Genomic DNA, 23,175 nt, shown 5'->3' with positions numbered 1-23,175 from the left:
CCGTCATAACATCGTCCGGCAGCCCCGCGGACGACGTGCGGGCCCGTTCCGAACCTCGGAGTGCACTGGATGACGACCCATCTCAACCCCGCCGCCGAGCTTCGCCTGCGCTCGGCCTACGAAGGACAGAAGTCTCGCCCGTACGACCCCGGCGTGCCGATTGCGACACCGCTCGAACTGCACCGCTGCGCGGTGCAGCCCGAGTGGGTCGATTACAACGGCCACATGAGCGAGTCGTGCTACCTGCTCGTGTTCGGCGACAGCAGCGACGCGTTCTTCCGCTACTTCGGCATCGACGACGACTATCGCGGAGCCGGCCGCTCGATCTATTCGGCGGAGACGCACATCCGCCACCTGGGCGAAGCGATGCTCGGCGATCCGCTCAGGCTCACGCTGCGGCTGCTCGATGTCGACGACCGGCGCCTGCATGTGTTCCATTCGATGCATCACGCGACGACCGGCGCGCAACTCGCAACCGGCGAACAGTTGCTGACTCACGTCGACATGCACATGAAGCGCTCGACGCCGTTCCCCGATGCGATCCGCCGCCATCTCGACGCGATTCATGCCGAACATGCGCGCGCGCCGCGCGAGCCTCATGCGGGCCGCGCGATCGCAATCCGCCGCCCCGCCCCTGCTTCACGCTGAACCAAGATGGAGCCTTCCATGCAGACGAACGATGCCTGGCGCACGCGCGCCGGCCAACTCGACATCGAATCCCGCGCTTTCGTGGACGGTGCGTTCCGCGACGCGCACGACGGCGCGACCTTCACGAGCACGAGCCCGATCGACGGCCGCGTGCTCGCACAGGTCGCGCATTGCCGGCAGGCCGACGCCGACCTCGCGGTTGCGGCCGCGCGGCGTGCGTTCGAGCATGGTGCATGGCGCGATGCGACGCCGCGCGAACGCAAGCGCGTGCTGCTGCGCTGGGCCGCGCTGATCCGCGAGCATGCGGACGATCTCGCGCTGCTCGAAACGCTCGACACCGGCAAGCCGATCGGCGATACGACCACGGTCGACATCCCGTCCACCGCGTACTGCGCCGAGTGGTTCGCCGAAGCGATCGACAAGACGGGCGGCGAAGTCGTGCCGGCCGATGCGCATCTCGTCGGGCTCGTCACGCGCGAGCCGATCGGTGTGGTCGCGGCGGTCGTGCCATGGAATTTCCCCGCGATGATCGCGATGTGGAAGTGCGCGCCCGCGCTCGCAGCCGGCAACAGCGTCGTGCTGAAGCCGTCGGAAAAATCGCCGCTGAGTGCGCTGCGGCTCGCCGCGCTCGCGGCGCAGGCCGGGCTGCCAGCCGGCGTGCTCAACGTGCTGCCGGGTTTCGGCGACGCGGGCGAGGCGCTCGCGCGCCATCCGGAGGTGGACTGCATCGCGTTTACGGGCTCGACCGCGGTCGGCCACAAGGTCGCTCGTTGCGCGGCCGATTCGAACCTGAAGCGGGTGTGGCTCGAACTCGGCGGCAAGTCGCCGCAGATCGTGCTGCCCGACTGCCCCGACCTCGACCGTGCGGCGCGCACCGTCGCGCATGCGGTGTTCTACAACACCGGGCAGATGTGCACGGCCGGCTCGCGCCTGCTGGTCCACCGGGCGATCCGCGACGCGCTGGTCGCGCGCGTGCTCGAGATCGCGCCCGAATACGCACCGGGCGACCCGCTATCGCCCGACACGCGGATGGGCAGCCTGATCGACGCGGCGCAGGTCGAGCGCGTGCTCGGCTATGTCGAGACCGGCCGCGACGAGGCGACGCTGCTGGCGGGCGGCAAGCGCGCGCGCACCGCGAGCGGCGGCCAGTACGTTGAGCCGACCGTGTTCGATTGCCCGCGCGCCGACGCGCGAATTGTGCGCGAGGAGATCTTCGGGCCCGTGCTCGCGGTCACCCCATTCGACGATCTCGATACGGCCGTCGCGCTCGCGAACGACACACGCTACGGACTGGCGGCATCGGTGTGGACGGCAAACCTGACGGCCGCGCACGAAACCGCGCGCCGACTGCGCGCCGGCACGGTATGGGTGAACGGCTACGAGGAAACCGACGACATGAACTTCCCGTTCGGCGGCTTCAAGGAGTCGGGCAACGGACGCGACAACTCGTTGCACGCGCTGGAGAAATACACGGAACTGAAGTCGACGATCATCCGGCTGCGGTAATGCGAAACGGGCGGCGCTCGCAGGCCGGATCGCGAGCGCTTGGCGAGCCGGATACGGCGAGCAGGATTCCGTTCCGGTCGCCGCATGACCGCAATGCGGTCAGCCTTCACGCGGCACAGCGAGCCAGTCTTCGACTTGCAGCCCGGGGACGCGCTCGAATTCCCGGACGTTATGCGTGACAAGCACCAGTTGCCGGGCGCGCGCCTGCCCTGCGATCAAGGCGTCATAAGGGCCGATCGGCGTACCGGCCGCGATTAGATGGGCCCGAATCTCGCCGGCATGCTGCGCATCCTCGACATCGAGCGATACGACCTCGAACTGAAGCGCCTCGACACGCGCCACGTTCGCAGCCACTCGCTGGCTTTTGTAGGCACCGTAATAGAGTTCATGCGCGACGATCGCGGGTATCCCGAAATCGGCCGGCTGGTGCGGTCGCAGACGGGACAGCATCGCCGGCCCGCCTTTGAGAATGGCGATCACCGCGTGGGTATCCAGCAGGAACTTCATTCAAATACGTCCAGACCCGACCGCTCCCGAGTGGATGGCTGCGTGGTCGCGGCAGCCTCGAAATCGGCGTCGACCGGCCCGATCAGCGGCGTCAGCCATGCCCAGTCTTGCGGCACCGGCTCGAGAACGATGGACGACCCGTGGCGACGAATCCGGACCTCGGTCGTCTCGAAGCGGAAATCCTTCGGCAGCCGGACGGCCTGCGATCCGCCATGCTTGAAGATTTTGGCACGATCCATCTTCACGCCCTCACGTATCTACAAAATGTATCTACTTTATCAACTGCGCGTGAGGACGACGAGTCGTCCGATTGGCCTGTCGTCAGCGGATATTTCGGCCTGTGGCAGGCGCTAAGCGTCGCGATATCGGCAATCTGTCCCCGACACGTACCGCGACCGAATTCATTCCTCCCAGGAAATAATCAATCGCCATCCGGCGATTCACCTCCCCGGCCGCACGATCTAGACTGTCGCATCGTTCCCCTTTCCGGACCCACGCGATGACCGACGTCCTGCCGCTGACCACCGATCCCGATTCGGGCCTCCCGTACCGGCTGCGCCCGGCCGCCAGCCGTCCCGTCGCCCGCCTGTTGCTGCTGCATGGCGTCGGCGGCAACGAAACCAACCTGCTGAACGTGGCCGAAATGATCGATCCGCGCATCGAGATCGCGTTCGTGCGCGGCCCGCTCACGTTCGGGCCCAATCAGCACGCGTGGTTTCCGGTGCGTTTCGGCCCGAACGGCCCCGAAATCGATGCGGCCCGCGCTGACGCCAGCCGCCTCCAGTTGATCGCGCTGCTGCGCGCCTTCCGCGCGCAGGACGGCGCGGGCCCCGCGTTGCCCGCCGTGATCGCCGGCTTCAGCCAGGGCGGCATCATGAGCGCGGGCGTCGGCCTCACGTCGCCGGCCGACGTTACCGCATTCGCCGTGCTGTGCGGGCGCATCCTGCCGGAAATCGATCCGCTGATCGCGCCACGCGATGCGCTTCGCCCGTTGCACGCGCTGATCGTGCACGGCCGCTTCGACGACAAGCTGCCCGTCGCGTGGGCCGACACCGCCGATGCAAAACTCACGGCGCTCGGCGTCGCGCACGACACGCGGCTGTACGCGGCCGGGCACGAACTGACTCCGGAGATGGCCGCCGATTTCGGCAAATGGGTCAGCGAACGTGCCGGGTTGAACTGACCTCGACCGGAAGCCGGCCCGCGAACGGACCGGCGCCCCCGGCGGGTACCGTCACGCGTTCTGCGCAGGATCTGCGACGCCACGCGCGGGCGTGCGCGTCGCAATCGCCCGCTCACGCTCGGCACCGCGCTTCGCCAGCTTCCAGCCGATCACCAACGCGAGCACGACAAGCGGAATCGTCGCGACGGTCCACGTACCGCCCGGGTAATCGAACGCCATCAGCACCAGCACGCCGGCGAGGAATGCGAGCGTGAGCCACGACGTGAACGGCGCGCCGGGCATCCGGAACGACACGGCCTTCAGTTCGCCGCGATTGACCGCGCGGCGGAACAGGATCTGGCACATCACGATGAAGCCCCACGTCGTGATGATCCCGAGCGATGCCATGTTCAGCACGATCTCGAACGCCTGGGCCGGCACGATGTAGTTCAGCGGCACGCCGATCGCATTGATCGCGACCGTGATCAGGATCCCGCCGTACGGCACGCCGCGCGCATTCATCCGCGACACGAAGCGCGGCGCCGACCCGCCCATCGCCATCGAGCGCAACACGCGCCCGGTCGAATAGAGGCCCGAGTTCAGGCTCGACAGCGCGGCGGTCAGCACCACGACGTTCATCACCGTCCCGACATACGGCACGCCGAGCTTGCTGAAGAACGTCACGAACGGGCTTTCGTGCGAGCTGTACGCGGTCCACGGCAGCAGCATCGTCAACAGCACGACCGAGCCGACGTAGAACAGCGCGATGCGCCACATCACGCTGTTGATGGCCTTCGGCAGCACCTTGCGCGCGTCGGCAGTCTCGCCCGCCGCGACGCCGACGAGCTCGATGCTCGCATACGCGAACACGACGCCCTGCACGATCAGCACGGCCGGCAGGATGCCGTGCGGAAAGATGCCGCCGTGGTCCGCGACGATATGCAGCCCCGGCATCTGGCCGGCGACCGGATGGCCGCTCGCGAGGAACACGGCGCCGACCGCGAGGAACACCGCGAGCGTGCCGACCTTGACGAGCGAGAACCAGAACTCCATCTCGCCGAACACCTTCACGCCGATCATGTTCATCACCGACACGATCCCGAGCGCGCCGAGCGCGAACACCCACTGCGGCACGTCCGTGAACACGGCCCAGTACTTCATGTAGATCGCGACCGCGGTAATGTCGACGATGCCGGTCGTCGCCCAGTTCAGGTAGTACATCCAGCCCGCGACGAACGACGCGCGCTCGCCCATGAACTCGCGCGCATACGACACGAAGCTGCCGCTGGTCGGCCGGTGCATCACGAGCTCGCCGAGTGCGCGCATGATCAGGAACGCGAATACGCCGCACACGAGATACACGAGCGCCAGTGCGGGCCCCGCGCTTTGCAGGCGGCCGCCCGCGCCGAGAAAGAGGCCGGTGCCGATCGCACCGCCCATCGCGATCATCTGCACGTGCCGCGGCTTCAACTGCTTCGCATAACCGGCTTCGTGCGACGCGAACATCGCGTCGGGATCGGCATGACGGGAATCCGCGCCGCCGGCCTGATCGGCCGGGCGCTCGCTGGTGTGTTTCATCGTTAGTCTCCGTTTATTGATGTGTCGCGCCCCTCTCCAGGGCGCGTTTGAACGGTCGCGCGCAGGCCGCCGGCGGCAGGCGCCGGCGCCGCGCGACCGGTGTCAAAGCGCGCGCGGCCGGATCAGCGCTTCGGGCTGCAGCGCCTCGTCCAGTTGCACGTCGGTCATCAGCTCGCGCTCCAGCACGACCTCGCGGATCGATTTGCCGGTCGCGTGCGCTTCGGCGGCCACGGCGGTCGCGCGCTTGTAGCCGATGTACGGGTTCAGCGCGGTCGCAAGTGCAACGGAGCGCTCCATCGTTTCGCGCAGCCGCTCGGGATTCGCGGTGATCCCGCTCACGCAGCGCTCCGCGAGCGTCGTGCAGGCGGCCGTCAGGTGGCTGAAGCTGCGGAACAGCGCGCTGGCGATCACCGGCTCGAACGCGTTGAGCTGAAGCTGTCCGGCCTCGGCAGCGAAAGTCACCGTCAGGTCGTTGCCGAACACCTCGAACGCGACCTGGTTGACGACTTCCGGGATCACCGGATTGACCTTGCCGGGCATGATCGACGAGCCGGCCTGCACGGGCGGCAGGTTGATCTCGCCGAACCCCGCGCGCGGGCCGCTAGACAGCAGCCGCAGGTCGTTGCAGATCTTCGACAGCTTCACGGCGATCCGCTTGAGCACGCCCGAGACCTGCACGAACGCGCCGCAATCCTGCGTCGCCTCGATCAGGTTCGGCGCGGTGCTCAGGTCGAGCCCGGTGATGCGCCGCAACGCCGCCAGCGCCTTCTCGGCGTACTGCGGATGCGCGGTGATCCCCGTGCCGATCGCGGTCGCGCCGAGATTGATCTCGCGGATCAGCCAGCCGGCTTCCTGCAGCCGCGCGATGTCTTCGGTCAGCATCACCGCGTACGTCGAGAATTCCTGGCCGAGCGTCATCGGCACGGCGTCCTGCAACTGCGTGCGGCCGAGCTTCAGCAGGCCCGCGAACGCGTCGGCTTTCTCCGCGAACGCATCGCGCAGCCGCCCCATCGCTTCGAGCAGGTGCTCGACCGCGAAACACGTCGCGACCCGGATCGCGGTCGGATAGACGTCGTTGGTGCTCTGCGCGAGATTGACGTGCTCGTTCGGATGCAGGTATTCGTACTGCCCGCGCGCGTACCCCATGATTTCGAGCGCGCGGTTGCAGATCACCTCGTTCGCGTTCATGTTGGTCGACGTGCCGGCCCCGCCCTGGATGACGTCGACGACGAACTGGTCGTGCAGGCGCCCTTCGCGGATCTCGACGCACGCGGCGGCGATCGCGTCGCGATACGGCTGCGGCAGCAGGCCGAGCTCGCAGTTGGCGTCGGCCGCGGCTTCCTTCACGGCCGCGAGCGCCATCACGAGGTAAGGCAGCGACGCAATGGTGCGGCCCGAAATGTCGAAATTCTCTTTCGCGCGCAGCGTATGAACGCCGTAGTAGGCCGCATCCGGAATACTTCGTTTACCTAAAAGATCCGCTTCGACGCGGAAGCCGTTTTCTGCCATCGTGCCCTCCTGAATGTCTCGTGCCGCTTGTCGTGTGCCGCTTCCCGACGCGACGGGTTCGCATTCTATGCCTTTGCAAAAACAAGCTCGCCTCTGTATTATCGAAAGCGGTTTTGCGTGGGACGCAACAGCGAGAATCGAATGAAAAAAGGCGTGAGAGAGACAGGCATCGATCACCTCGGCGCGATGCGCGCGTTCGTGAGAGTGGTCGAAACGGGGAGTTTTTCGGCGGTTGCAAAGGAGATGCACGTGTCGACGTCGACCGTCGCACGCAAGGTGACGGCGATCGAGGACGCGCTCGGCGTCGCGCTGCTGCACCGTTCGACGCACAGCGTGACGCTGACCGAGGCCGGCCACATCTATCTGGAGCGCGCGGTCACGCTGATCTCCGATCTGGACGACACGCTGCGCGTCGTCGCCGAGCTGAATGCGCAGCCGAGCGGCCCGCTGAAGCTCACCGCGCCGGTCGCGTTCGGCCGCCGCCATCTCGCGCCGCTGGTCGCGCCGTTTCTCGCGCGCTACCCGACGATCCAGCTCGACGTGCGGCTCACCGACAACCACAACGACCTCGTGGCCGGCGGCTTCGATCTCGACATACACGAAGGCGAGAACTACCTGGACAACCTGGTCGTCCACCGGCTGTCGCGCAACGACAGCATCCTGTGCGCGACGCCCGGTTATCTCGATCGCTGCGGGCGCCCGTCGACACCGGACGACCTGAAGCACCACAACTGCCTGCGCTACGTGCACCCGGAAGGCGATCCGCGCTGGATTCTCGCGAACGGCGACGCGCAGCACAGCGTATTGCCGGCCGGCAATCTCGTCACCGACCATTCGGAGCTGCTGCTCGAAGCGACCTGCGCGGGGCTCGGCATCGCGGAATTCGAGATCTGGCTGGTGCGCGACCTGCTCGCGAACGGCCAGCTCGAGGCCGTGCTGCCGCGCTACCGGCTGCAGAACCGGCTGACGGGCGAATTCATCTACATCGCGTATCTGGCGAACCGGCGCAGCTCGGCGAAGCTGCGCGTGCTGAAGGACTTTCTCGCGGAACATCTCGCGCAGATCGGCGAGCTGTCGGACGTCGAACTGGCGAAGATTCGCGGCGCTCGCGGGTAGCGCGGGCGTTCGTGTTCGCGTTCATGTCGATCGGCCGGCGGGCGCCGATGCGCGCGGCCGTCCCGGTTCAAGGGCCGGCGGCATCGGCGCGGTTACGGCCTTCAGGCCGGCTGCAGTTCGAACGGGAACGTGGCGTGCCCGATCACGACGCCCTGCGTGTTGAGCATCCGCGGCCGGTGGAAGCCGGCCAGTTGCGCGCGCTGCACGAACGTACCGATCTGCAGCCGATCGAGAATCTCGCTGACGACCATGTAGAGCACGTCGAGGTTGCCGTCCTCGATCTTCACCGAGATGCCGAGCGCACCGTCGGCGCCGAGTCGCCGCGTGTTTTCCGAGGCACGCACGCCGAGCCCGTAGCACGCATCGGCGCCCAGCTTGCCGACCACCTGCCCGTCGAACGCGTTCATCAGCACCGTGCAATAACGCCCGTCGCCGGCGACCAGTTCCGGATGCGCCGTCATCGCACGATGAATGCGCGCCAGCGCGCGAACGCGATCGCTGATCTCGCCGCCCGCTTCCACCGTGTCCGCGCCGTCGGCCAGCGACGCGTAGAGGCGCGCCAGCCGATCCAGCGAAAACGCCGGCGTCGGCAGGTTGCACCCGTCGATCGCCCAGTCGACTTCGTCGTCGCGCAAGCCGCACGCATCGGCCACGACATGCTTCACGCGCACCTGCATCGGGTGGTCGGGCAGATGGTAATCGGCCATCGCGGCGCCGATCGCCTGTGCGCCGGCCAGCATCCCGACATGCTTGCCCGAACAATTGCTGCACACGCCGGTCGGCGTGTAGTCGCGCTTGATCCACGACCGGTACACCGCATCGGACAACGGCGGATGGCCGCCGCAACGCAAATCCGATTCGTGCGCGGCGACCTTGGCGAGCATCGCCCGCGTGCGGTCGATGTGGCGGTCCTCGCTGCTGTGCGACGCGCACATCAGCGCGATGTCCGCGTCGTCGAAGCCGAACCGCTCGGGCGCGCCCGTCTCGATCACCGACAGCGCCTGGGCCGGCTTGGCCGCCGAGCGCGCCAGCGTCATCCGGAACGGATCGCCGAACCGGGCCAGCAACCGGCCGCTTGCATCCACCACCGCCACATGGGCAACGTGCCTGTTCTCGATCGCATTGCCGCGGTACGTGACGACCGCTGCGCGTTGGGTGTCCATCGTGTCCTGTCTCCTTGCTCGGGGCCTGGTTGCCGGGGCCCGTCCAACCGGTACGGAAGTGTATCGAGTCGCCGCCGCCGCGCGCCGGCCGGGCAATGGAAAGCGGTGTTGCATACGACGCAAAGGCAGCCGCGCGGCCCACAAAAGTCGGACCGAATCAGCACAAGAAGCATTTGATTTTTTTGCGAGATTGTCGCCAATTCGCGCAATTACGTTCGAAAACGCAAAAAAATCAGCCGCATTTACATCGATGTTTTCCGATGTGGTGGCCTTGCAGCCGAGCCCCGAATCGTTCACGTCGCCGAACGGCGTCGGTTCGAGTCGATAACCCGGCACCTCACGCCCGTTCACGCGAGGTGGTAGCGCAGCCAGAAGGTTTCGCGGCATGCGTTGTCGAACGTCAGCCGCGACGGGCTGACCGGCTGCGCATCGGGATGGCGGAGCACGTCGTAATCGATCCAGCATTCGGCGCACAGCAGATCGGACGGCGCGCGATCCTGCTCGACCGAGCGGCGCACGATCGCGCCGTTGTCGAAGCGGTATTCGGTTTCGTCGCGCGTGACCTCGACATCGTCGTCGGTCCAGCGGTCGTGCGACGTCGCGTGCGACACGATCGACACGGGGCCGGCGAGCCCGTGGATCGCGGCGACGTAGAAAATGAGCTTGTCCATGAAGAGGCGGCGAACTGGCGGATGGCCGCTTCGCGCGATGGTTGCTGCGCGAAACGGCCCGAGCGGCGAGTATAGCCGCGCGCCGATGACCTTGCCGCCGGCAGGGTTTCGCGCGCTCGCTCGCGCGCTACGCTTCCAGCGCGAGCAACGCGAACGTCGCGAGCCAGTGCTCGCCCATGTAATCGCCGGCCACGTGCGCAAGCGCGCTCGCGAGATGCCGGTCGGCCGCGTCGAGCAGCTTCGCGCGCCGCGCATCGCCTTCCGGCAGCGCGCCGGCGAGCGCACGCTGACACCACGCGCGGCTCAGGTTCAGCCCGTCGAGGTGCGCGATCTTGCCGTCGCTGCGGTCGCTGACCGTCACGGGCTCGAACAGCGTCGCCGGCTCACCGCGCGCGAGATCGGGCAAAAAGCGCGCAAACCAGCCGTCGAATTCGGCCGCCGGCAGCACGCGCCGCATCAGCTCGGCCTCCATCAGCGCAGGCGACAGGAATTCGTCGCCCGACGGCTCCCACGCCTGGCACGCGACGTCGTTCAGGTGCCAGCGCTTCGCGGTATCGACGATCAGCGCCGCGAGCCCGTCGCGCTGCGTGTCGCGCGCGAAGTCGAGCGTAAGAGCCAGCGCGAACGCGGTGTTGAAGTGCGTGCCGACGCGCAGCGGATAGGTCGCCTTCGGCAGGAAGGTCTCGAAGCGCGCCACGAACAGGTCGGTGAGCGGCGCCAGCGTCTTCGCCCAGCGCGCGGCCTGCGGCAGCGCGCCCTTCAGCGCGAGCCGTTCGAGTTGCGCGGACAGCGCCAGCAGCCACGCCCAGCCGTACGGCCGTTCGAAGCCGCTGTTGTGCGGCAGCGCGAGGTACGCGCGCTCGCCGGCGACGTTCGCGTCGGTGAAGTGCGCGTCGACGATCGCGACGATGCGCTCGGCTTCCGGCAGCGCCGGATAGCGTTCGAGCACGCGCAGCACGAGCCAGTAGCCGTGCACGCACGAGTGCCAGTCGTAGCTGCCGTAGAAGATCGGATGCAGCGCGCGCGGCCCCTGCACGTCGCGCGGGCCTTCGAGCGAATGCGTGAGCTTGTTCGGATATTCGCGGGTCAGGTGCGCGAGCGCGAGCGACGCGAATTTCGACGCGAGTTCGGGTGTGAGTCGGTCGGTCATGAGGATCTCGTCCATCGAGTCAGAAGCGGAAGGCGAACGCAACCATCAGCAGCGTGTTCACGGCCAGCAGCAGCACGGCCGTCGGCCATTGCGCCTTGATTACGCCGTTCTTGTCCTTCAGTTCGAGCAGCGCCGCCGGCACGATATTGAAGTTCGCGGCCATCGGCGTCATCAACGTACCGCAGAAGCCGCTCAGCATCCCGATCGCGCCGACGATCGCCGGGTTGCCGTGGAACTGGTGGACGATCAGCGGCAGACCGATGCCGGCCGTCATCACCGGAAATGCGGCGAAGCCGTTGCCCATGATCATCGTGAACAGCGCCATGCCGACCGTATAGGCCGCGACGACCGCGAACGGCGAATCGATCGGCACCCAGTCCTTCACGAGCCCCGACACCACGCCGCCGACGCCGGCGACCGCGAACAGCGCGCCGAGCGCCGCGAGCATCTGCGGCAGGATCGCGGCCCAGCCGACCGCGTCCATCGTGTGGCGCGCTTCCTTCAGCGCATGCACGGGCGAATCGCGCAGCATCGCGAGCGCGACGACGAACGCGACGATCGTGCCGAGCACGAGCGAGATCAGCGTCACGCTCTTCGGATCGACGAACGGCACGCGCTTCAGCGCGAACGTGCCGATCAGCGTGACCGCCGGAATCAGCAGCGCGGGCAGGAACAGCCGGTTGCCGAAGCGTTGCGCGAGCGACTCGCGCCGTGTTGCCGCCGCGTCTCCTGCTTCGTCGGACTTGCCGCGGCCGAGCTTGCCCGAGCCGGCGATCACCGCGAGCGCGATCGCGAGGCAGCCCGTCACGAAATGCGGCAGCAGCGCGCCGAACAGGAACGTGACCGCGTAGACCGCCCAGAACGCGAAATTGACGACGCGGCGCGGGTTCGTGCGGTCCGTCAGGTTGAAGCACGCGAACGCGGCGAACATCAGCCCCGCGAGCGTATACAGCGATTCGAGGCGGATCATCGCGCACCCTCCTGTGCCAGCAGGCCGAATCCACGCGCGAGCCGGCGATCGAGCAGCGCGAGGCGCGTGCAGTGGATCAGCAGCGCGGCGATCGCGGTCGGGATCGCCCACACCGACAGGTGCAGCGGCTCGATGGCGATCCCGTTCTGTTCGAGAAAGCCCTTGATCAGCAGGATCGACTGGATCGCGATGAAGATGTCCTCGCCGAAAAACACGGCGACGTTGTCGGCGCCCGACGCATGCGCGCGGATCTGCTGGCGGACCGACTCGGGCAGCTCGCCATATCGGTTGACGGCGGCGGCTTCGGCCATCGGCGCGATCAGCGGCCGCACCATCTGCGCATGGCCGCCGAGCGACGTGAGGCCGAGCGCGGCCGTCGCCTGGCGCAGCACGAAGTACAGCATCAGCACGCGGCCCGTGGTCGCCGCCTGCACGCGCGAGATCATCCGCTTCGCCTGCTCCTTGAGCCCGTTGCGTTCGAGCAGCGCGATCACCGGCAGCGTCAGCCAGATGAGCCCCATGTAGCGGTTTTCGGTGAACGCCTTGCCGAACGCGCTGACGATGTCGACGAGATTCAGCCCGCCCGCGAGCCCCGTTGCGAGCCCCGCGATCGTGACCACCAGCAGCGCATTGAAGCGCAGCGCGAAACCGATCACGACGATCGGCACCCCAATCAGCACCAGCATTGCTCCTCCTTGTGTTGGACGCGCGGCGCCTTCGCGGCGCGCCGCCTGCCCGGTTTGGACCGGGTTCGGACGGCAAAATCTAACACGAGACTTTATCGATAAAAAGTCGACGATTTACCGATTCGGGTAAACGTTGAAGCATGCGGATACCGTGCACGGGACGTGTGTCAGCGGTGTTTCGTCGGACGAATCGATCGCCGGTCGGCCGGCGCGGGCGCGCGCTCGGCGACGCGCGCTTCCCTGCATTCGCACCGGCCGGCGGCCGCCGGCACGGGCCGCCGCGCGTGGCGGAGCCCCGGTGCGCCGACTACACTGGAAAGCATCTGCAACGTACGGGAGAGCCGCCATGATTGACGTATTCCAGACCATCGGCAGCCGCGCGTTCTCCGCTCATCTGGCGAAGGACGGGATGGTGACGCTGATGGAACAGCGCCATGAAGTCGACCGCGTGACGCTCGCGACCGCCTATGCCGCGCTCGTCGAGGAAGCCGAGCAGGAAGCCGACCTGCTCGACGCGACGGTCGAAGGAATGATGCGCGCGCTGATCCAGGGGTACGCGCGCAGCCATTGACGGCGCGGCCGCGCATGCGGTGCGCGGCCGGTTGCCCGTCCGGGTGCCGCTACGCGGCCGGCGTGCCGGCGCCCGCGCCGAACCACCGGCCCGCGCGCAGTTGCCCGTAGTCGGCCTGCGTGAAGATCCTCAACAGGTTAGCCACGGCGCCGTTGCTGTCGCGGTCGAGTTGCGTCAGGAACGCTTCGACGTCGTCGCGGCCCGCAAACAGGATCGTGCTGAAGTAGCGTTCGCGCTCGGCGTCGGACAGGTTCGTCGCGCGCAACTGGTACGGATGGTGAAGCGCCGCGAACAGGAAGTAGTAGCGCTCTGGGTCGTCGCGCAGCACCCGTACCGCGTCGGGCTCGACCGGAAACTCGCGGTAGAACGATGCGTGCCCGCTCTCGATGTCGATCTGGTACAGCAACCGGCCGTCGCGTTCGATCACGACCGGCGCGTGCGGGTCGCGGCTGACGAGCGTGGTGTCGGGCGCGGTCATCCGAATCTCCTCGTCCTTTTTGTCGAAGCCGGCACGGTAACATGCGTGCTTCGGCGGCCTGCCGTGGCGAGCTCACATGGCCGTGGCATCCACGCGTGCGCCGGCCCGGTTCCGTTACCGGCCGGAAACGCCGCATCGTCATAGAGGAAACGCACTGAAACGGCGCAATGCGCAAATTTTTCGATTGCCGCCGCCCGCGCCGCATGACAGCATTCGGGGCGTCGCCAACCAAAAAGAATGCCGTGCCGTCCGGCCGCCGATGCCGTCCGGCGGCGCCGAACAGGCAGCCCCTTCCATGAACCCGGCCTACCTCCAACACTACGAACCGACCGGAGAATTCCGCTTGTGAACATCGGCATCGTCAACGACCTCCCGCTTGCCGTCGAGGCGATGCGCCGCGCGATCGCGCGTCGGCCCGAGCACCGCGTGCTGTGGGTCGCGACCGACGGCGCGCAAGCCGTCGAACTGTGCGCCGCGCAGCCGCCCGACGTCGTGCTGATGGACCTGATCATGCCGAAATTCGACGGAATCGAAGCGACGCGGCGGATCACGCGATCCGAACGACCGTGCGCGATCCTGATCGTGACAAGCTGTATCGGCGCGAACGCGTGGCGCGTGTACGAGGCAATGGGCGCCGGCGCGCTCGACGCGGTCGACACGCCGCGGCTCGGCGACGGCGCGGCCGGCGACACGACCAGGTTGCTGCTCGCGAAGATCGACCAGATCGGCCGCCTGCTCGATGCGCCGGGCGGCTCGCGCGTCGCCGACACGGCCCCCCGCGGCAGCGGCGGCCCGTTGATTGCGATCGGCGCATCGGCCGGCGGCCCCGGCGCGCTCGCGTCCGTCCTCGGCGGCCTGCCGGCCGATTTCAACGCGCCGATCGTGATCGTGCAGCACGTCGACCGCGCGTTCGCCGAAGGCATGGCGCAATGGCTCGACGGCCAGACGCCGCTCGCCGTGCGCGTCGCGCGCGAAGGCGACCGCCCGCAGCCGGGCGTCGCACTGCTCGCCGCGACCGACGATCACCTGCGCATCACCCGCGCCGGCACGCTCGAATACACGCGCGAGCCGGCCGCCACGCCGTATCGGCCGTCGGTCGACGTGTTCTTCAACAGCCTGACCGAGCACTGGCCCGGCCGCGCGATCGGCGTGCTGCTCACGGGGATGGGACGCGACGGCGCGATCGGCCTGAAGGCGCTGCGGATGAAGGGCTGCCATACGATCGCGCAGGACGAGGCGACGAGCGCCGTGTACGGCATGCCGAAAGCGGCCGCAACGCTCGGCGCGGCGCGCGCGATCCTGCCGCTCGGACGCATCGCGGGCGAGCTGGCGGCACTCGCGCGGATCTGATCCCGACGATGAACACGCGCAACACCCATGCCTGCCCTTGCAACGACCCGCATCGATCATGACTAGCGACCTGACCCGCCCGCCGGGCGGCCCGTACACGCCGCCCGCCGATGTGCCGGCAATGGTGCTGCTGGTCGACGACCAGACGATCGTCGCGGAAGCCGTACGGCGCGCGCTCGTCGACGAGGAAGGCATCGACTTCCACTACTGCCCGCGCTCGGACGACGCGATGGCCACCGCGATCGAAACGCGGCCGACCGTGATCCTGCAGGACCTCGTGATGCCCGGCACCGACGGGCTGAGCCTCGTGAAGGCGTACCGCTCGAATCCGGCGACGCGCGACGTGCCGATCATCGTGCTGTCGACGCAGGAAGAGCCCGTGATCAAGAGCGCCGCGTTCGCGACCGGCGCGAACGACTACCTCGTGAAGCTGCCCGACCGCATCGAGCTCGTCGCGCGCATTCGCTATCACTCGCGCTCGTACATGAACCTGCTGCAGCGCGACGAGGCCTATCGCGCGCTGCGGCAATCGCAGCAGCAACTGCTCGAGGCCAATCTCGAACTGCGGCGCCTCACGCACTCGGACGGGCTGACCGGGCTGTCGAACCGCCGTTATCTCGACGAATACCTGGCCGCCGAATGGCGGCGCGGCACGCGCGAACGCAGCGAGCTGTCGCTGCTGATGATCGACGTCGACAATTTCAAGCTGTACAACGACACGTACGGGCACGTGTCCGGCGACAGCGTGCTCAAGCAGATCGCGTCGACCATCGAGCGCTGTCTCGGGCAGTCCGGCGATCTCGCCGCGCGCTTCGGCGGCGAGGAATTCGCGGTCGTGATGCCGGCCTCGTCGCCGGGCGCCGCACGGCTGCTCGGCGAGAAGATCCGTCTCGCGGTCGAGGCGCTCCGGCTGCGGCACGCGCATTCGTCGACGGGCAATACCGTGACGATCAGCATCGGCGGCGCGAGCATCGTGCCGGCGCCCGGCCTGCCGACGACCGTGCTGATCGAGGCGGCCGACCGCGCGCTCTATCGCGCGAAGCACGAAGGCAAGAACCGCGTCGAGATCGATGCGACGCCGCCGCCAGGCGCCGCAGGGTTCGGCGCGCCGCGCGACGACTAGCGCCGGTTCCCGCCGATAACGGGCCCTGGCCCGCGCGCCGCGCTCACGCGGCGCCGAGCCGGCGCGCGTAGTCGTTCGGGTCGAGCGGCCGGCTGAACAGGTAGCCCTGCTGCATGTCGCAGCCGATCTGCTGCAGGAACCGCGATTGCGCCTGCGTCTCGACGCCTTCGGCCGTGACCTTCATCCCGAGCGAATGCGCCATCGCGACGACGGCCTGCGTGATCGCGACCGAGTCGTGATGATCGGGCACGCCCGACACGAACGAACGGTCGACCTTCAGGTTGTGCAGCGGAAAGCGCTTCAGGTACGCGAGCGACGAATAGCCGGTGCCGAAATCGTCGACCGAGATCCGCACGTTCATGTCCGTGAGCGCTTCGAGCATCGGCAGCACGGTGTCCGTGTCGTTCATCAGCAGTCCTTCGGTAATCTCGAGTTCGAGCGCGGACGGGTCGAGCCGCGTTTGCGCGAGACAGCGGGCGACCGATTCGACGAGCCCTTCGTGGAACTGCCGCGGCGACAGGTTGACGGCCACCATCAGGTCGGGCGCGATCGTGCGGCGCCATTCGGCCGCCTGGCGGCATGCGGTTTCGAGCACCCACTGGCCGATCGCGACGATCAGCCCCGTATCTTCGGCAATCGGAATGAATTCCGACGGCGACATCGGCCCGAGTTCGGGGCTCGTCCAGCGCAGCAGCGCCTCGGCACCGACCGTGCGGCCGCTGCGCGCATCGACGACGGGCTGGTACGCGAGCCGCAGCATGTCCGACGCGAGCGCGCGCCGCAGCGACTGCTCGACCGCGAAGCGACGCTGCAGCCGCAGATTGAGCTGCGCGGTAAAGAACGTGAAGTGATTGCGGCCGCGCTGCTTCGCGTCGTACATCGCCGAATCGGCATTGCGCATCAGCGTGACCGCGTCGTCGCCGTCGCGCGGCGCGACGCTGATGCCGATCGACACGCCGAGCCAGTACTCGTTGTTCGCGACCGCGAACGGCTTCGCGATCGCATCGATCACCTCGCGCGCGAGCACCGCGAGACGGTCGGGATCGTCACAGTCGTCGACGAGGATCACGAACTCGTCGCCGCCGACGCGCGTGAGCGCATGCCGGCTGCCTACGCAGCCCGCGAGCCGCGACGCGACGCTGCGCAGCAGCGCGTCGCCGGCGTCGTGGCCGGCCGTGTCGTTGACCTTCTTGAAGCCGACGAGATCGATGAACAGGATCGCGACGCGCGCGGGCCCGGCCGCCGCATCCTGCCTGCCGAACAGCTCGCGCATCCGGTCGGCGAGCCAGCGGCGGTTATAGAGGCCCGTCAGCGCATCGCGTGTCGCCAGGTAGCGCAACTGCTGCTGCGCTTCGCGCACCGGGCCGATGTCGTTGAACGACACGAGCACCGAGTCGGCCTGCGTCTCGCCCGGCCTCACGATCGGCACTGCGTTGCCGCGCACCCAGATGATGTCGCCGTCCGCCAGGCCGAAGCCGACCGTGTAACCGAGCATCGGCGTGGCCGTCTCGAGCGCGAGCCGGCTCGGCCAGTCGTCCGGCGCGATCGGCGTGCCGTCCTCGCGCAGCTTGCGCAGGATCACCGTCGACAGCCGGCGGCCGACGAGGTCGCCCTTCACGCGCATCATCCGGTCCGCGCTCGGGTTGCTCGCGACCACGACGCCGTCGCGCGACACGACGAGAATCCCTTCGTTCAGGCTGTTGACGACGAGCCGGTGATGTTCCTCGCTGCGCGCGAGCTGCCGCACCATCCGGTCCTGGTGAACCGCGAGGCCGACGCTGTTGCCGATATCGCGCAACAGGGCGGTTTCCTCGTCGCTCGGCCGGCGCGGCGTGCGGTGATAGACGGCGAACGCGCCGAGCACGGCGCCTGCCTCGTCGAGGAACGGCACCGACCAGCACGCGCGCAGGCCCAGCGGCAACGCGACAGAACGGTAGTCGGCCCACAGCGGATCGGTTTCGATGTCCTCGACGGCAATCATCCGGCGCTCGTACATCGCCGTGCCGCACGAGCCCGCGGCGGGCCCGATCGACGCGCCGTCGATCGCGGCGCTGTACTGCGCGGGCAACGACGGCGCCGCGCCGACACGCACGTGCACGCCGTCCGTATCGAGCAGCAGGATCGTGCACGATGCGCCGTCGCCGAGCAAAGTCTCGGCGCGCCGGCAGACTTCGATCAACAGCTCCGGCAGCGGTGTGTTGCGCGTGATCAGCCTCAGCACGCTCTGCTCGGACGCGAGCACTTCCGCCGCGAGCCCGAGGCTGTAACGAGAACTTTGCGGTTCGGTATTCAAGTTGAATCCTGCCGTCTGTCCGATCGGGTCTGATGCGCCCGATTCGTTTTCGATCCTTCGTGCCGTTTTCGCCCCGGGTTTACGCTGATACCCGATGCGCCCCGTTTTCGCGCCGAGCCAAGGCGCGCCGAAATGTATTTAACACCAATCCGTGACAACCCGCGAATCCGCATGCATCAGGGCTTACGCGCGGTTGCCGTGCCGCTCTCGTGCGCCGGTCAGCTTGCCGAAAGACTTGCGCGCCGCGCGACGGCCTCGGGCACCGCCATGCGCGCTGTCGAAACCGGTTCGTCGGCGTGTGGCGGCGCCCTGCTTTGCGCCCGCTTCAATCCCGCTTCAACCGTCCGCGCCACGGCCCTCGGTGCATCGATCGCGGCCGCGACCGACACGCTGCGACGCGCCGAACGCGGCGCGCCGCCCGTCAATCCTTGCGGATGTGTTCGGCCAGGAAGTCGATCAGCAGGCGCACGCGCGGCAGCAGCCCGCGCCGCGACGGAAACACCGCGTGCACCACACCGCCCTTCGGCGCCCATCCGGGCAACACGTCGACCAGCGTGCCGTTGCGCAGGTCGCCCTCGACGACCATGCACGGCAACTGCACGATGCCGACGCCGTGAATCGCCGCGTCGCGCAGCGCGTGCATGTCGTCGGTGATGAAGCGCGGATGGTGGCGCAACTGCGCGTGCTCGCCGTTCGGTCCGACCAGTTGCCACACGTGATGCCGCGCCGGCCCCCAGTCGAGGCTCGGCGCGCCGGCCAGCTCGGCCGGGTCCGACAGCGCAGCGCGCCCGTCCAGCCATTGCGGCGCGGCCACCAGCCGCTGCGGGCTGTCGGCGAGGATGCGCATCACGAGATCGCTGTCCTCCAGCGGCGGGAAGCGCACGCGCAGCGCAAGGTCGAACCCTTCGCTCAGCAGGTCGACGCGGCGGTTCGTCGCCTCGAGATGCACGTGCACCTGCGGATGAATGGCCATGAAGCGCGCGACCAGTTCGCTCACGCGATATTCGAGCAGCGCGGTCGGGCAGCTCACGCGGACGATGCCGCGCGGCTCCGCGTGCCGGCGCTCGATCACCTCGCGCGCGGCGTCGGCTTCGACCAGCACGGCGTGACAGCGCTCGTAGAATTCGCGCCCGATGTCCGTGACCGTGAAATGACGTGTCGTGCGCTGCAGCAGCCGCACGTCGTACTTCGCCTCCAGCGCCGCGATACGCCGGCTCAGCGTCGATTTCGGGACATCCAGCGCGCGCCCGGCCTGCGTGAACCCGCCATGCTCGACCACCTTCACGAAATAGTAGAGGTCGTTCAGGTCATCCATGATTGTTCCACTCATAGAACACTGACGGCATTTTAAGGGACTGGAACGCCGGTTGTTGCGCGAATAGCATTGTTTTTCGACGTGGATCGATGTTGTCGCGGTGGCCGGGATCGTTTCATCCGGCTCCGCCGGCAGCCCGCCCGATTCACCGAGCGTGGCACTCCCCCCTCACTTCCTGCACTGTCTCTGGAGGCAACCATGGCAAGCGAACCGATTCGCGACCCCGCGAACGACCACCTGCTCACCCCGCAGAATGCGGCGTTCATCGTCATCGATTACCAGCCGGTCCAGGTGAACTCCATCGCATCGATGGATCGCCAACTGCTGATCAACAACATCGTCGGCGCGTCGAAGGCGGCCGTCGCGTACGGCCTGCCGATCGTCCATTCGACCGTCAACGTGAAGACAGGCCTGAACAAGCCGCCGATCCCGCCACTGCGCGCGGCGCTCGAAGGCTATCCGACCTACGACCGCACGAGCATCAACTCGTGGGAAGACGTCGAATTCCGCAAGGCCGTCGAGGCGACCGGCCGCAAGAAACTGATCATGACCGCGCTGTGGACCGAAGCGTGCCTGACGTTCCCGGCCCTCGACGCGCTGAAGGCCGGCTACGAGGTGTACGTGGTCGTCGATGCCGTCGGCGGCACGTCGGTCGCCGCGCACGAGGCGGCGCTGCGCCGCATCGAGCAGGCCGGCGGGCAGATGATCAGCGTCGCGCAACTGTTCTGCGAACTGCAGCGCGACTGGGCGCGCAGCGCCACCGTGCCGGCGTTCATCAACCTGTTCATCGAAACCGGCGGCACGGCCGGCATCCAGTTCTCGTACGACAGGAGCTGACCGGGGCCCGGCGCGCGCGACCGCGGGATTTCCCTCCGGCGGCGCGCGCCCACGCTGTCTTTGTATCCGTTCCAGCGGCACCCGGACAACATCGCGGCCCCGCCAAGCCGCGTTTTCGTATCCGTGATTCAATGTCGATCGAACCGGCGTCGCGCATTCCGGCGGCACGGCGACGTGTGTCCTCATCGAACGACCTTCACTGGATCACCATGACGAACCCCACCGAAATCAAGGCGCTCGTTTTCGATGTCTTCGGAACGATCGTCGACTGGAGAAGCGGCGTCGCACGCGGTGCCGCCACCTTCCTGGATCGCCACGCGCCGGCGCTCGATCCGGTCGAGTTCGCCGATGCGTGGCGGGCCGAATATTCGCCGTCGATGGAGCAAATCCGCAGCGGGCGCCGCCGCTACGTGCGGCTCGACGTGCTGCATCGCGAGAACCTCGTCCGCACGCTCGACCGCTACGGGATCGTCGACGTGCCCGACGCGGACATCGATGCGCTCAACCTCGCGTGGCACAGCCTCGACCCGTGGCCCGACGCCGTCGCCGCGCTGCACCGGCTGAAGCAACGCTTCATCATCGCGCCGCTGTCGAACGGCAACATCCGGCTGATGGTCGACGTCGCCAAGCGCGCAGGGCTGCCGTGGGACGCGATTCTCGGCGCGGAAGTCGTCCGCGCGTACAAACCTTCGCCGCAGGTGTACAGCGACACGGTCGAGATTCTCGGCGTCGCGCCGGCCGAGCTGTGCCTGGTCGCGGCGCACAACGGCGATCTCGCCGCCGCACGCCGGCTCGGGCTGTCGACCGCATTCGTGCTGCGGCCGACCGAACACGGGCCCGGCCAGACGACCGACCTGCAAGCAGAAGACGCGTGGGACTTCGACGTCAGGGACCTGAACGAACTCGCTGATCGGCTCGACTGCCCGGCTTGAGCGCCGCATCGGCCGATGATTGCGCGAACCACGCAATCGGGCCGGCCGCAAGCCGTATGCACGCGTCACACGGTTGCACAACGGCCGGTGCCGGCGGCACGGACGCACGGGCGCACGGGCCACTGGTAGACTCTGCGTCCATCGTCATTCCGTTTCGCCTGCCCGCATGTCATCTCCCCTACATCTGGTCGAAGGCAAACTGACCGCGTTGCGCTTTCTCGAACGCCCGGATCAAGACAGTTCCGAAGCCCACCTGTTGCAGCCAGTCGACCCGGAAGCCAGGAAGCGCTCGCTCGGCTACTGGTTCACGCACAACGTGGTGCCGATCATGGCCGCGCTGACCGGCAACGGCGCCGCGGCCAATGCGCTGGTTTTTCAGCAAGGCAACGAAGACAGCATCCTTGCCAAACTGAACGCCGACGCCGACAAGGTCGAGCATCCGGCAACGTGGTCGTATGCGAATATCCGCGACAGCAAGACCTTCGCATCGCAGAACGCCTACGTGACCGTCGGCAAGAACGGCAGGATTCTCCTGGCCAAACTCCCGGTGGAAATCGAAATCGGCGGGAAAACGTATCGTGGATTTCTGGGCGGGCAATGCTTCGAGGTCGGCGATGAAGTCGTCGCCGTCATCGATCGACAGGGTCGCCTGTTTGCGCTGTCGTCTCCCGACAGGCGCTATCTGGTCATGGATTACGCCTGCGGAGAGACCGGGCTGGCCGGCATGACGCACAGCCTCTGGCTGGCGTGGAAATGGTTGTTCATCGGCATGAACTGTCTGCTGATCCCGATGATGCTCCTGGTGCTCTGGACCGGGGACGGCGGGTTTTCCGACCTCGAACTCGATCTGGCCATGCTGCTGGGCGGGCCACTGATGGTGGGTACGCTGCTGGCGCTGATCATCGGCGTGCGGCTCTCGTGGTCCGACTGGCTGCCGGCGTGGCGCACGTCGAGCATCCTGAATGCGCTCGGCCGCCCGGATCTGTGCACGCGCGATTTCAGCGTCGCGCGCGAGGAAGCCGAACGCACGGGGCAAATGCGCGACACCGATATCGGGCGAATCTATTACGCGTAGGCGCTAGGCCCCGGGCGCCCGTTCCGTCGCGGCGGAACGCCCCTTCGCCGCAATCGCGAGGCGCCGCCAGTTGCGCGCCGCATACCGGTGGGCCTGCTGCAATGCGAGCCATAAGCCGATCTGCCTGACCGGCTTGAAGATTCCGCGCGCGCTGAACACGGTGCGCCGCTCGACACGCGTCCTGCCCCCTTCGATCGGCGCAAGCGTGAATTCGTCTTCGAGCAGCTCGACCCAAGCCCGGCACCAGACCGTCGACGACACCATCCGGTAACGCAGCCGGCGATTCTCGTCGAGCACGAGTATCCGCTGGTCGATCGTGCCGCGATCGGTCGTGCATTGCCGCGTATTACCGACGGCCGGCGTGCCTTCGAGCACGCGGCAACTGACCGGCTTCGGCACGCCGAGGCGAAACAGCAGCGGCCGCGTATCGTCCATCCGCGCATGGAGGAAATGCGGCCATACATGCTCGGGCCGGCAATCGAACGTCCATTGCGAATGAATTTCCACGACACTCTCCTGGCGGCTGCCGGTGCGG

The 23,175-nt window shown here is 67.6% G+C and carries 24 protein-coding genes; 11 read left to right on the top strand and 13 right to left on the bottom strand.

The features are described from left to right. Positions 1–69 precede the first annotated feature (69 nt). Both R9B84_RS24970 and R9B84_RS24965 read left to right on the top strand, forming a co-directional pair. On the top strand, positions 70–648 hold the full coding sequence (locus R9B84_RS24970) for a thioesterase family protein (protein ID WP_423762706.1): 579 nt from the start codon (positions 70–72) through the stop codon (positions 646–648). A gap of 18 nt (positions 649–666) precedes the next feature. Continuing rightward, positions 667–2,154, top strand: coding sequence for an aldehyde dehydrogenase family protein (locus tag R9B84_RS24965; protein ID WP_423762705.1), 1,488 nt, complete (start codon positions 667–669; stop codon positions 2,152–2,154). A gap of 99 nt (positions 2,155–2,253) precedes the next feature. Here the strand turns inward: R9B84_RS24965 and R9B84_RS24960 are convergent, their stop codons facing one another. Beyond that, positions 2,254–2,661 (bottom strand): type II toxin-antitoxin system VapC family toxin, encoded by a 408-nt coding sequence (locus R9B84_RS24960; protein WP_423762704.1) that lies wholly within the window; start codon positions 2,659–2,661, stop codon positions 2,254–2,256. After that, positions 2,658–2,900 carry an antitoxin gene (locus R9B84_RS24955; protein ID WP_423763573.1) on the bottom strand — a complete coding sequence of 81 codons (243 nt, stop codon included), beginning with the start codon at positions 2,898–2,900 and terminating at the stop codon, positions 2,658–2,660. The genes R9B84_RS24960 and R9B84_RS24955 overlap by 4 nt, the downstream gene beginning before the upstream one ends. Before the next feature lie 260 nt (positions 2,901–3,160). On the opposite strand from R9B84_RS24955, the gene R9B84_RS24950 reads away from it, so the two are divergent. After that, positions 3,161–3,844, top strand: a complete 684-nt coding sequence (locus tag R9B84_RS24950) for an alpha/beta hydrolase (protein WP_423762703.1) — start codon at positions 3,161–3,163, stop codon at positions 3,842–3,844. Between the two features lie 51 nt (positions 3,845–3,895). Here R9B84_RS24950 and R9B84_RS24945 read toward each other — a convergent pair whose 3' ends face one another. Continuing rightward, on the bottom strand, positions 3,896–5,401 hold the full coding sequence (locus R9B84_RS24945) for an amino acid permease (RefSeq protein WP_423762702.1): 1,506 nt from the start codon (positions 5,399–5,401) through the stop codon (positions 3,896–3,898). Positions 5,402–5,503: 102 nt separating this feature from the next. Then, positions 5,504–6,910, bottom strand: coding sequence for an aspartate ammonia-lyase (locus R9B84_RS24940; protein WP_423762701.1), 1,407 nt, complete (start codon positions 6,908–6,910; stop codon positions 5,504–5,506). A 141-nt stretch (positions 6,911–7,051) separates the two neighbouring features. Here R9B84_RS24940 and R9B84_RS24935 point away from each other — a divergent pair, with 141 nt between their 5' ends. Next, a complete protein-coding gene (locus tag R9B84_RS24935) occupies positions 7,052–8,026 on the top strand; it encodes a LysR family transcriptional regulator (RefSeq protein WP_423762700.1) in 975 nt (324 codons plus the stop codon). A 101-nt stretch (positions 8,027–8,127) separates the two neighbouring features. Here R9B84_RS24935 and R9B84_RS24930 read toward each other — a convergent pair whose 3' ends face one another. From R9B84_RS24930 to R9B84_RS24910, 5 genes are all read right to left on the bottom strand, one after another. Next, positions 8,128–9,189, bottom strand: a complete 1,062-nt coding sequence (locus R9B84_RS24930; RefSeq protein ID WP_423763572.1) for an asparaginase — start codon at positions 9,187–9,189, stop codon at positions 8,128–8,130. Between the two features lie 347 nt (positions 9,190–9,536). Then, entirely contained in the window at positions 9,537–9,860 is a 324-nt protein-coding gene (locus R9B84_RS24925) for a hypothetical protein (RefSeq protein WP_423762699.1), read from the bottom strand. A 127-nt stretch (positions 9,861–9,987) separates the two neighbouring features. Continuing rightward, on the bottom strand, positions 9,988–11,010 hold the full coding sequence (locus R9B84_RS24920; protein ID WP_423762698.1) for a DUF2891 domain-containing protein: 1,023 nt from the start codon (positions 11,008–11,010) through the stop codon (positions 9,988–9,990). Positions 11,011–11,029: 19 nt separating this feature from the next. Then, a complete protein-coding gene (locus R9B84_RS24915; protein WP_423762697.1) occupies positions 11,030–11,980 on the bottom strand; it encodes a DUF979 domain-containing protein in 951 nt (316 codons plus the stop codon). Next, positions 11,977–12,666: a DUF969 domain-containing protein gene (locus R9B84_RS24910; RefSeq protein ID WP_423762696.1), complete on the bottom strand. Its 690-nt coding sequence runs from the start codon at positions 12,664–12,666 to the stop codon at positions 11,977–11,979. Before R9B84_RS24910 ends, R9B84_RS24915 begins: the two co-directional genes overlap by 4 nt. Before the next feature lie 346 nt (positions 12,667–13,012). On the opposite strand from R9B84_RS24910, the gene R9B84_RS24905 reads away from it, so the two are divergent. Beyond that, entirely contained in the window at positions 13,013–13,237 is a 225-nt protein-coding gene (locus R9B84_RS24905) for a hypothetical protein (RefSeq protein WP_047901264.1), read from the top strand. A gap of 49 nt (positions 13,238–13,286) precedes the next feature. Here R9B84_RS24905 and R9B84_RS24900 read toward each other — a convergent pair whose 3' ends face one another. After that, positions 13,287–13,715, bottom strand: a complete 429-nt coding sequence (locus tag R9B84_RS24900; RefSeq protein ID WP_423762695.1) for a hypothetical protein — start codon at positions 13,713–13,715, stop codon at positions 13,287–13,289. A 76-nt stretch (positions 13,716–13,791) separates the two neighbouring features. Between R9B84_RS24900 and R9B84_RS24895 the strand changes: the two genes are divergently transcribed. Genes R9B84_RS24895 through R9B84_RS24885 form a run of 3 tightly spaced genes read left to right on the top strand, consistent with a single transcriptional unit; the run spans position 13,792 to position 16,188 of the window. Next, positions 13,792–14,064: a hypothetical protein gene (locus R9B84_RS24895; RefSeq protein ID WP_423762694.1), complete on the top strand. Its 273-nt coding sequence runs from the start codon at positions 13,792–13,794 to the stop codon at positions 14,062–14,064. After that, positions 14,061–15,065, top strand: a complete 1,005-nt coding sequence (locus R9B84_RS24890) for a chemotaxis response regulator protein-glutamate methylesterase (RefSeq protein ID WP_423762693.1) — start codon at positions 14,061–14,063, stop codon at positions 15,063–15,065. Before R9B84_RS24895 ends, R9B84_RS24890 begins: the two co-directional genes overlap by 4 nt. A 58-nt stretch (positions 15,066–15,123) precedes the next feature. After that, positions 15,124–16,188, top strand: coding sequence for a diguanylate cyclase domain-containing protein (locus R9B84_RS24885; protein ID WP_423762692.1), 1,065 nt, complete (start codon positions 15,124–15,126; stop codon positions 16,186–16,188). 43 nt (positions 16,189–16,231) lie between these two features. Here R9B84_RS24885 and R9B84_RS24880 read toward each other — a convergent pair whose 3' ends face one another. Together R9B84_RS24880 and R9B84_RS24875 are read right to left on the bottom strand one after the other, a co-directional pair. After that, positions 16,232–18,481 (bottom strand): putative bifunctional diguanylate cyclase/phosphodiesterase, encoded by a 2,250-nt coding sequence (locus tag R9B84_RS24880; protein ID WP_423762691.1) that lies wholly within the window; start codon positions 18,479–18,481, stop codon positions 16,232–16,234. 421 nt (positions 18,482–18,902) lie between these two features. Further along, the gene (locus R9B84_RS24875) at positions 18,903–19,796 is read right to left on the bottom strand and encodes a LysR substrate-binding domain-containing protein (protein ID WP_423762690.1); all 894 of its coding nucleotides are present in this window, start codon (positions 19,794–19,796) and stop codon (positions 18,903–18,905) included. Between the two features lie 198 nt (positions 19,797–19,994). Between R9B84_RS24875 and R9B84_RS24870 the strand changes: the two genes are divergently transcribed. From R9B84_RS24870 to R9B84_RS24860, 3 genes are all read left to right on the top strand, one after another. After that, positions 19,995–20,633: a hydrolase gene (locus R9B84_RS24870; protein ID WP_423762689.1), complete on the top strand. Its 639-nt coding sequence runs from the start codon at positions 19,995–19,997 to the stop codon at positions 20,631–20,633. 209 nt (positions 20,634–20,842) lie between these two features. Further along, positions 20,843–21,565 (top strand): haloacid dehalogenase type II, encoded by a 723-nt coding sequence (locus tag R9B84_RS24865; RefSeq protein WP_423762688.1) that lies wholly within the window; start codon positions 20,843–20,845, stop codon positions 21,563–21,565. A gap of 166 nt (positions 21,566–21,731) precedes the next feature. Beyond that, positions 21,732–22,640 carry a hypothetical protein gene (locus R9B84_RS24860; protein ID WP_423762687.1) on the top strand — a complete coding sequence of 303 codons (909 nt, stop codon included), beginning with the start codon at positions 21,732–21,734 and terminating at the stop codon, positions 22,638–22,640. A gap of 3 nt (positions 22,641–22,643) precedes the next feature. Here the strand turns inward: R9B84_RS24860 and R9B84_RS24855 are convergent, their stop codons facing one another. Next, positions 22,644–23,147, bottom strand: a complete 504-nt coding sequence (locus tag R9B84_RS24855; protein ID WP_423762686.1) for an SRPBCC family protein — start codon at positions 23,145–23,147, stop codon at positions 22,644–22,646. Between the last annotated feature and the right edge of the window lie 28 nt (positions 23,148–23,175).

Origin of the sequence: Burkholderia sp. NLJ2 (assembly GCF_049487195.1) — a bacterium.
In the GTDB taxonomy this organism is placed as follows: domain Bacteria; phylum Pseudomonadota; class Gammaproteobacteria; order Burkholderiales; family Burkholderiaceae; genus Burkholderia; species Burkholderia pyrrocinia.
Note: the sequence above shows the minus strand (reverse complement) of the source record. Positions and strands in the feature narration are given on the sequence as shown.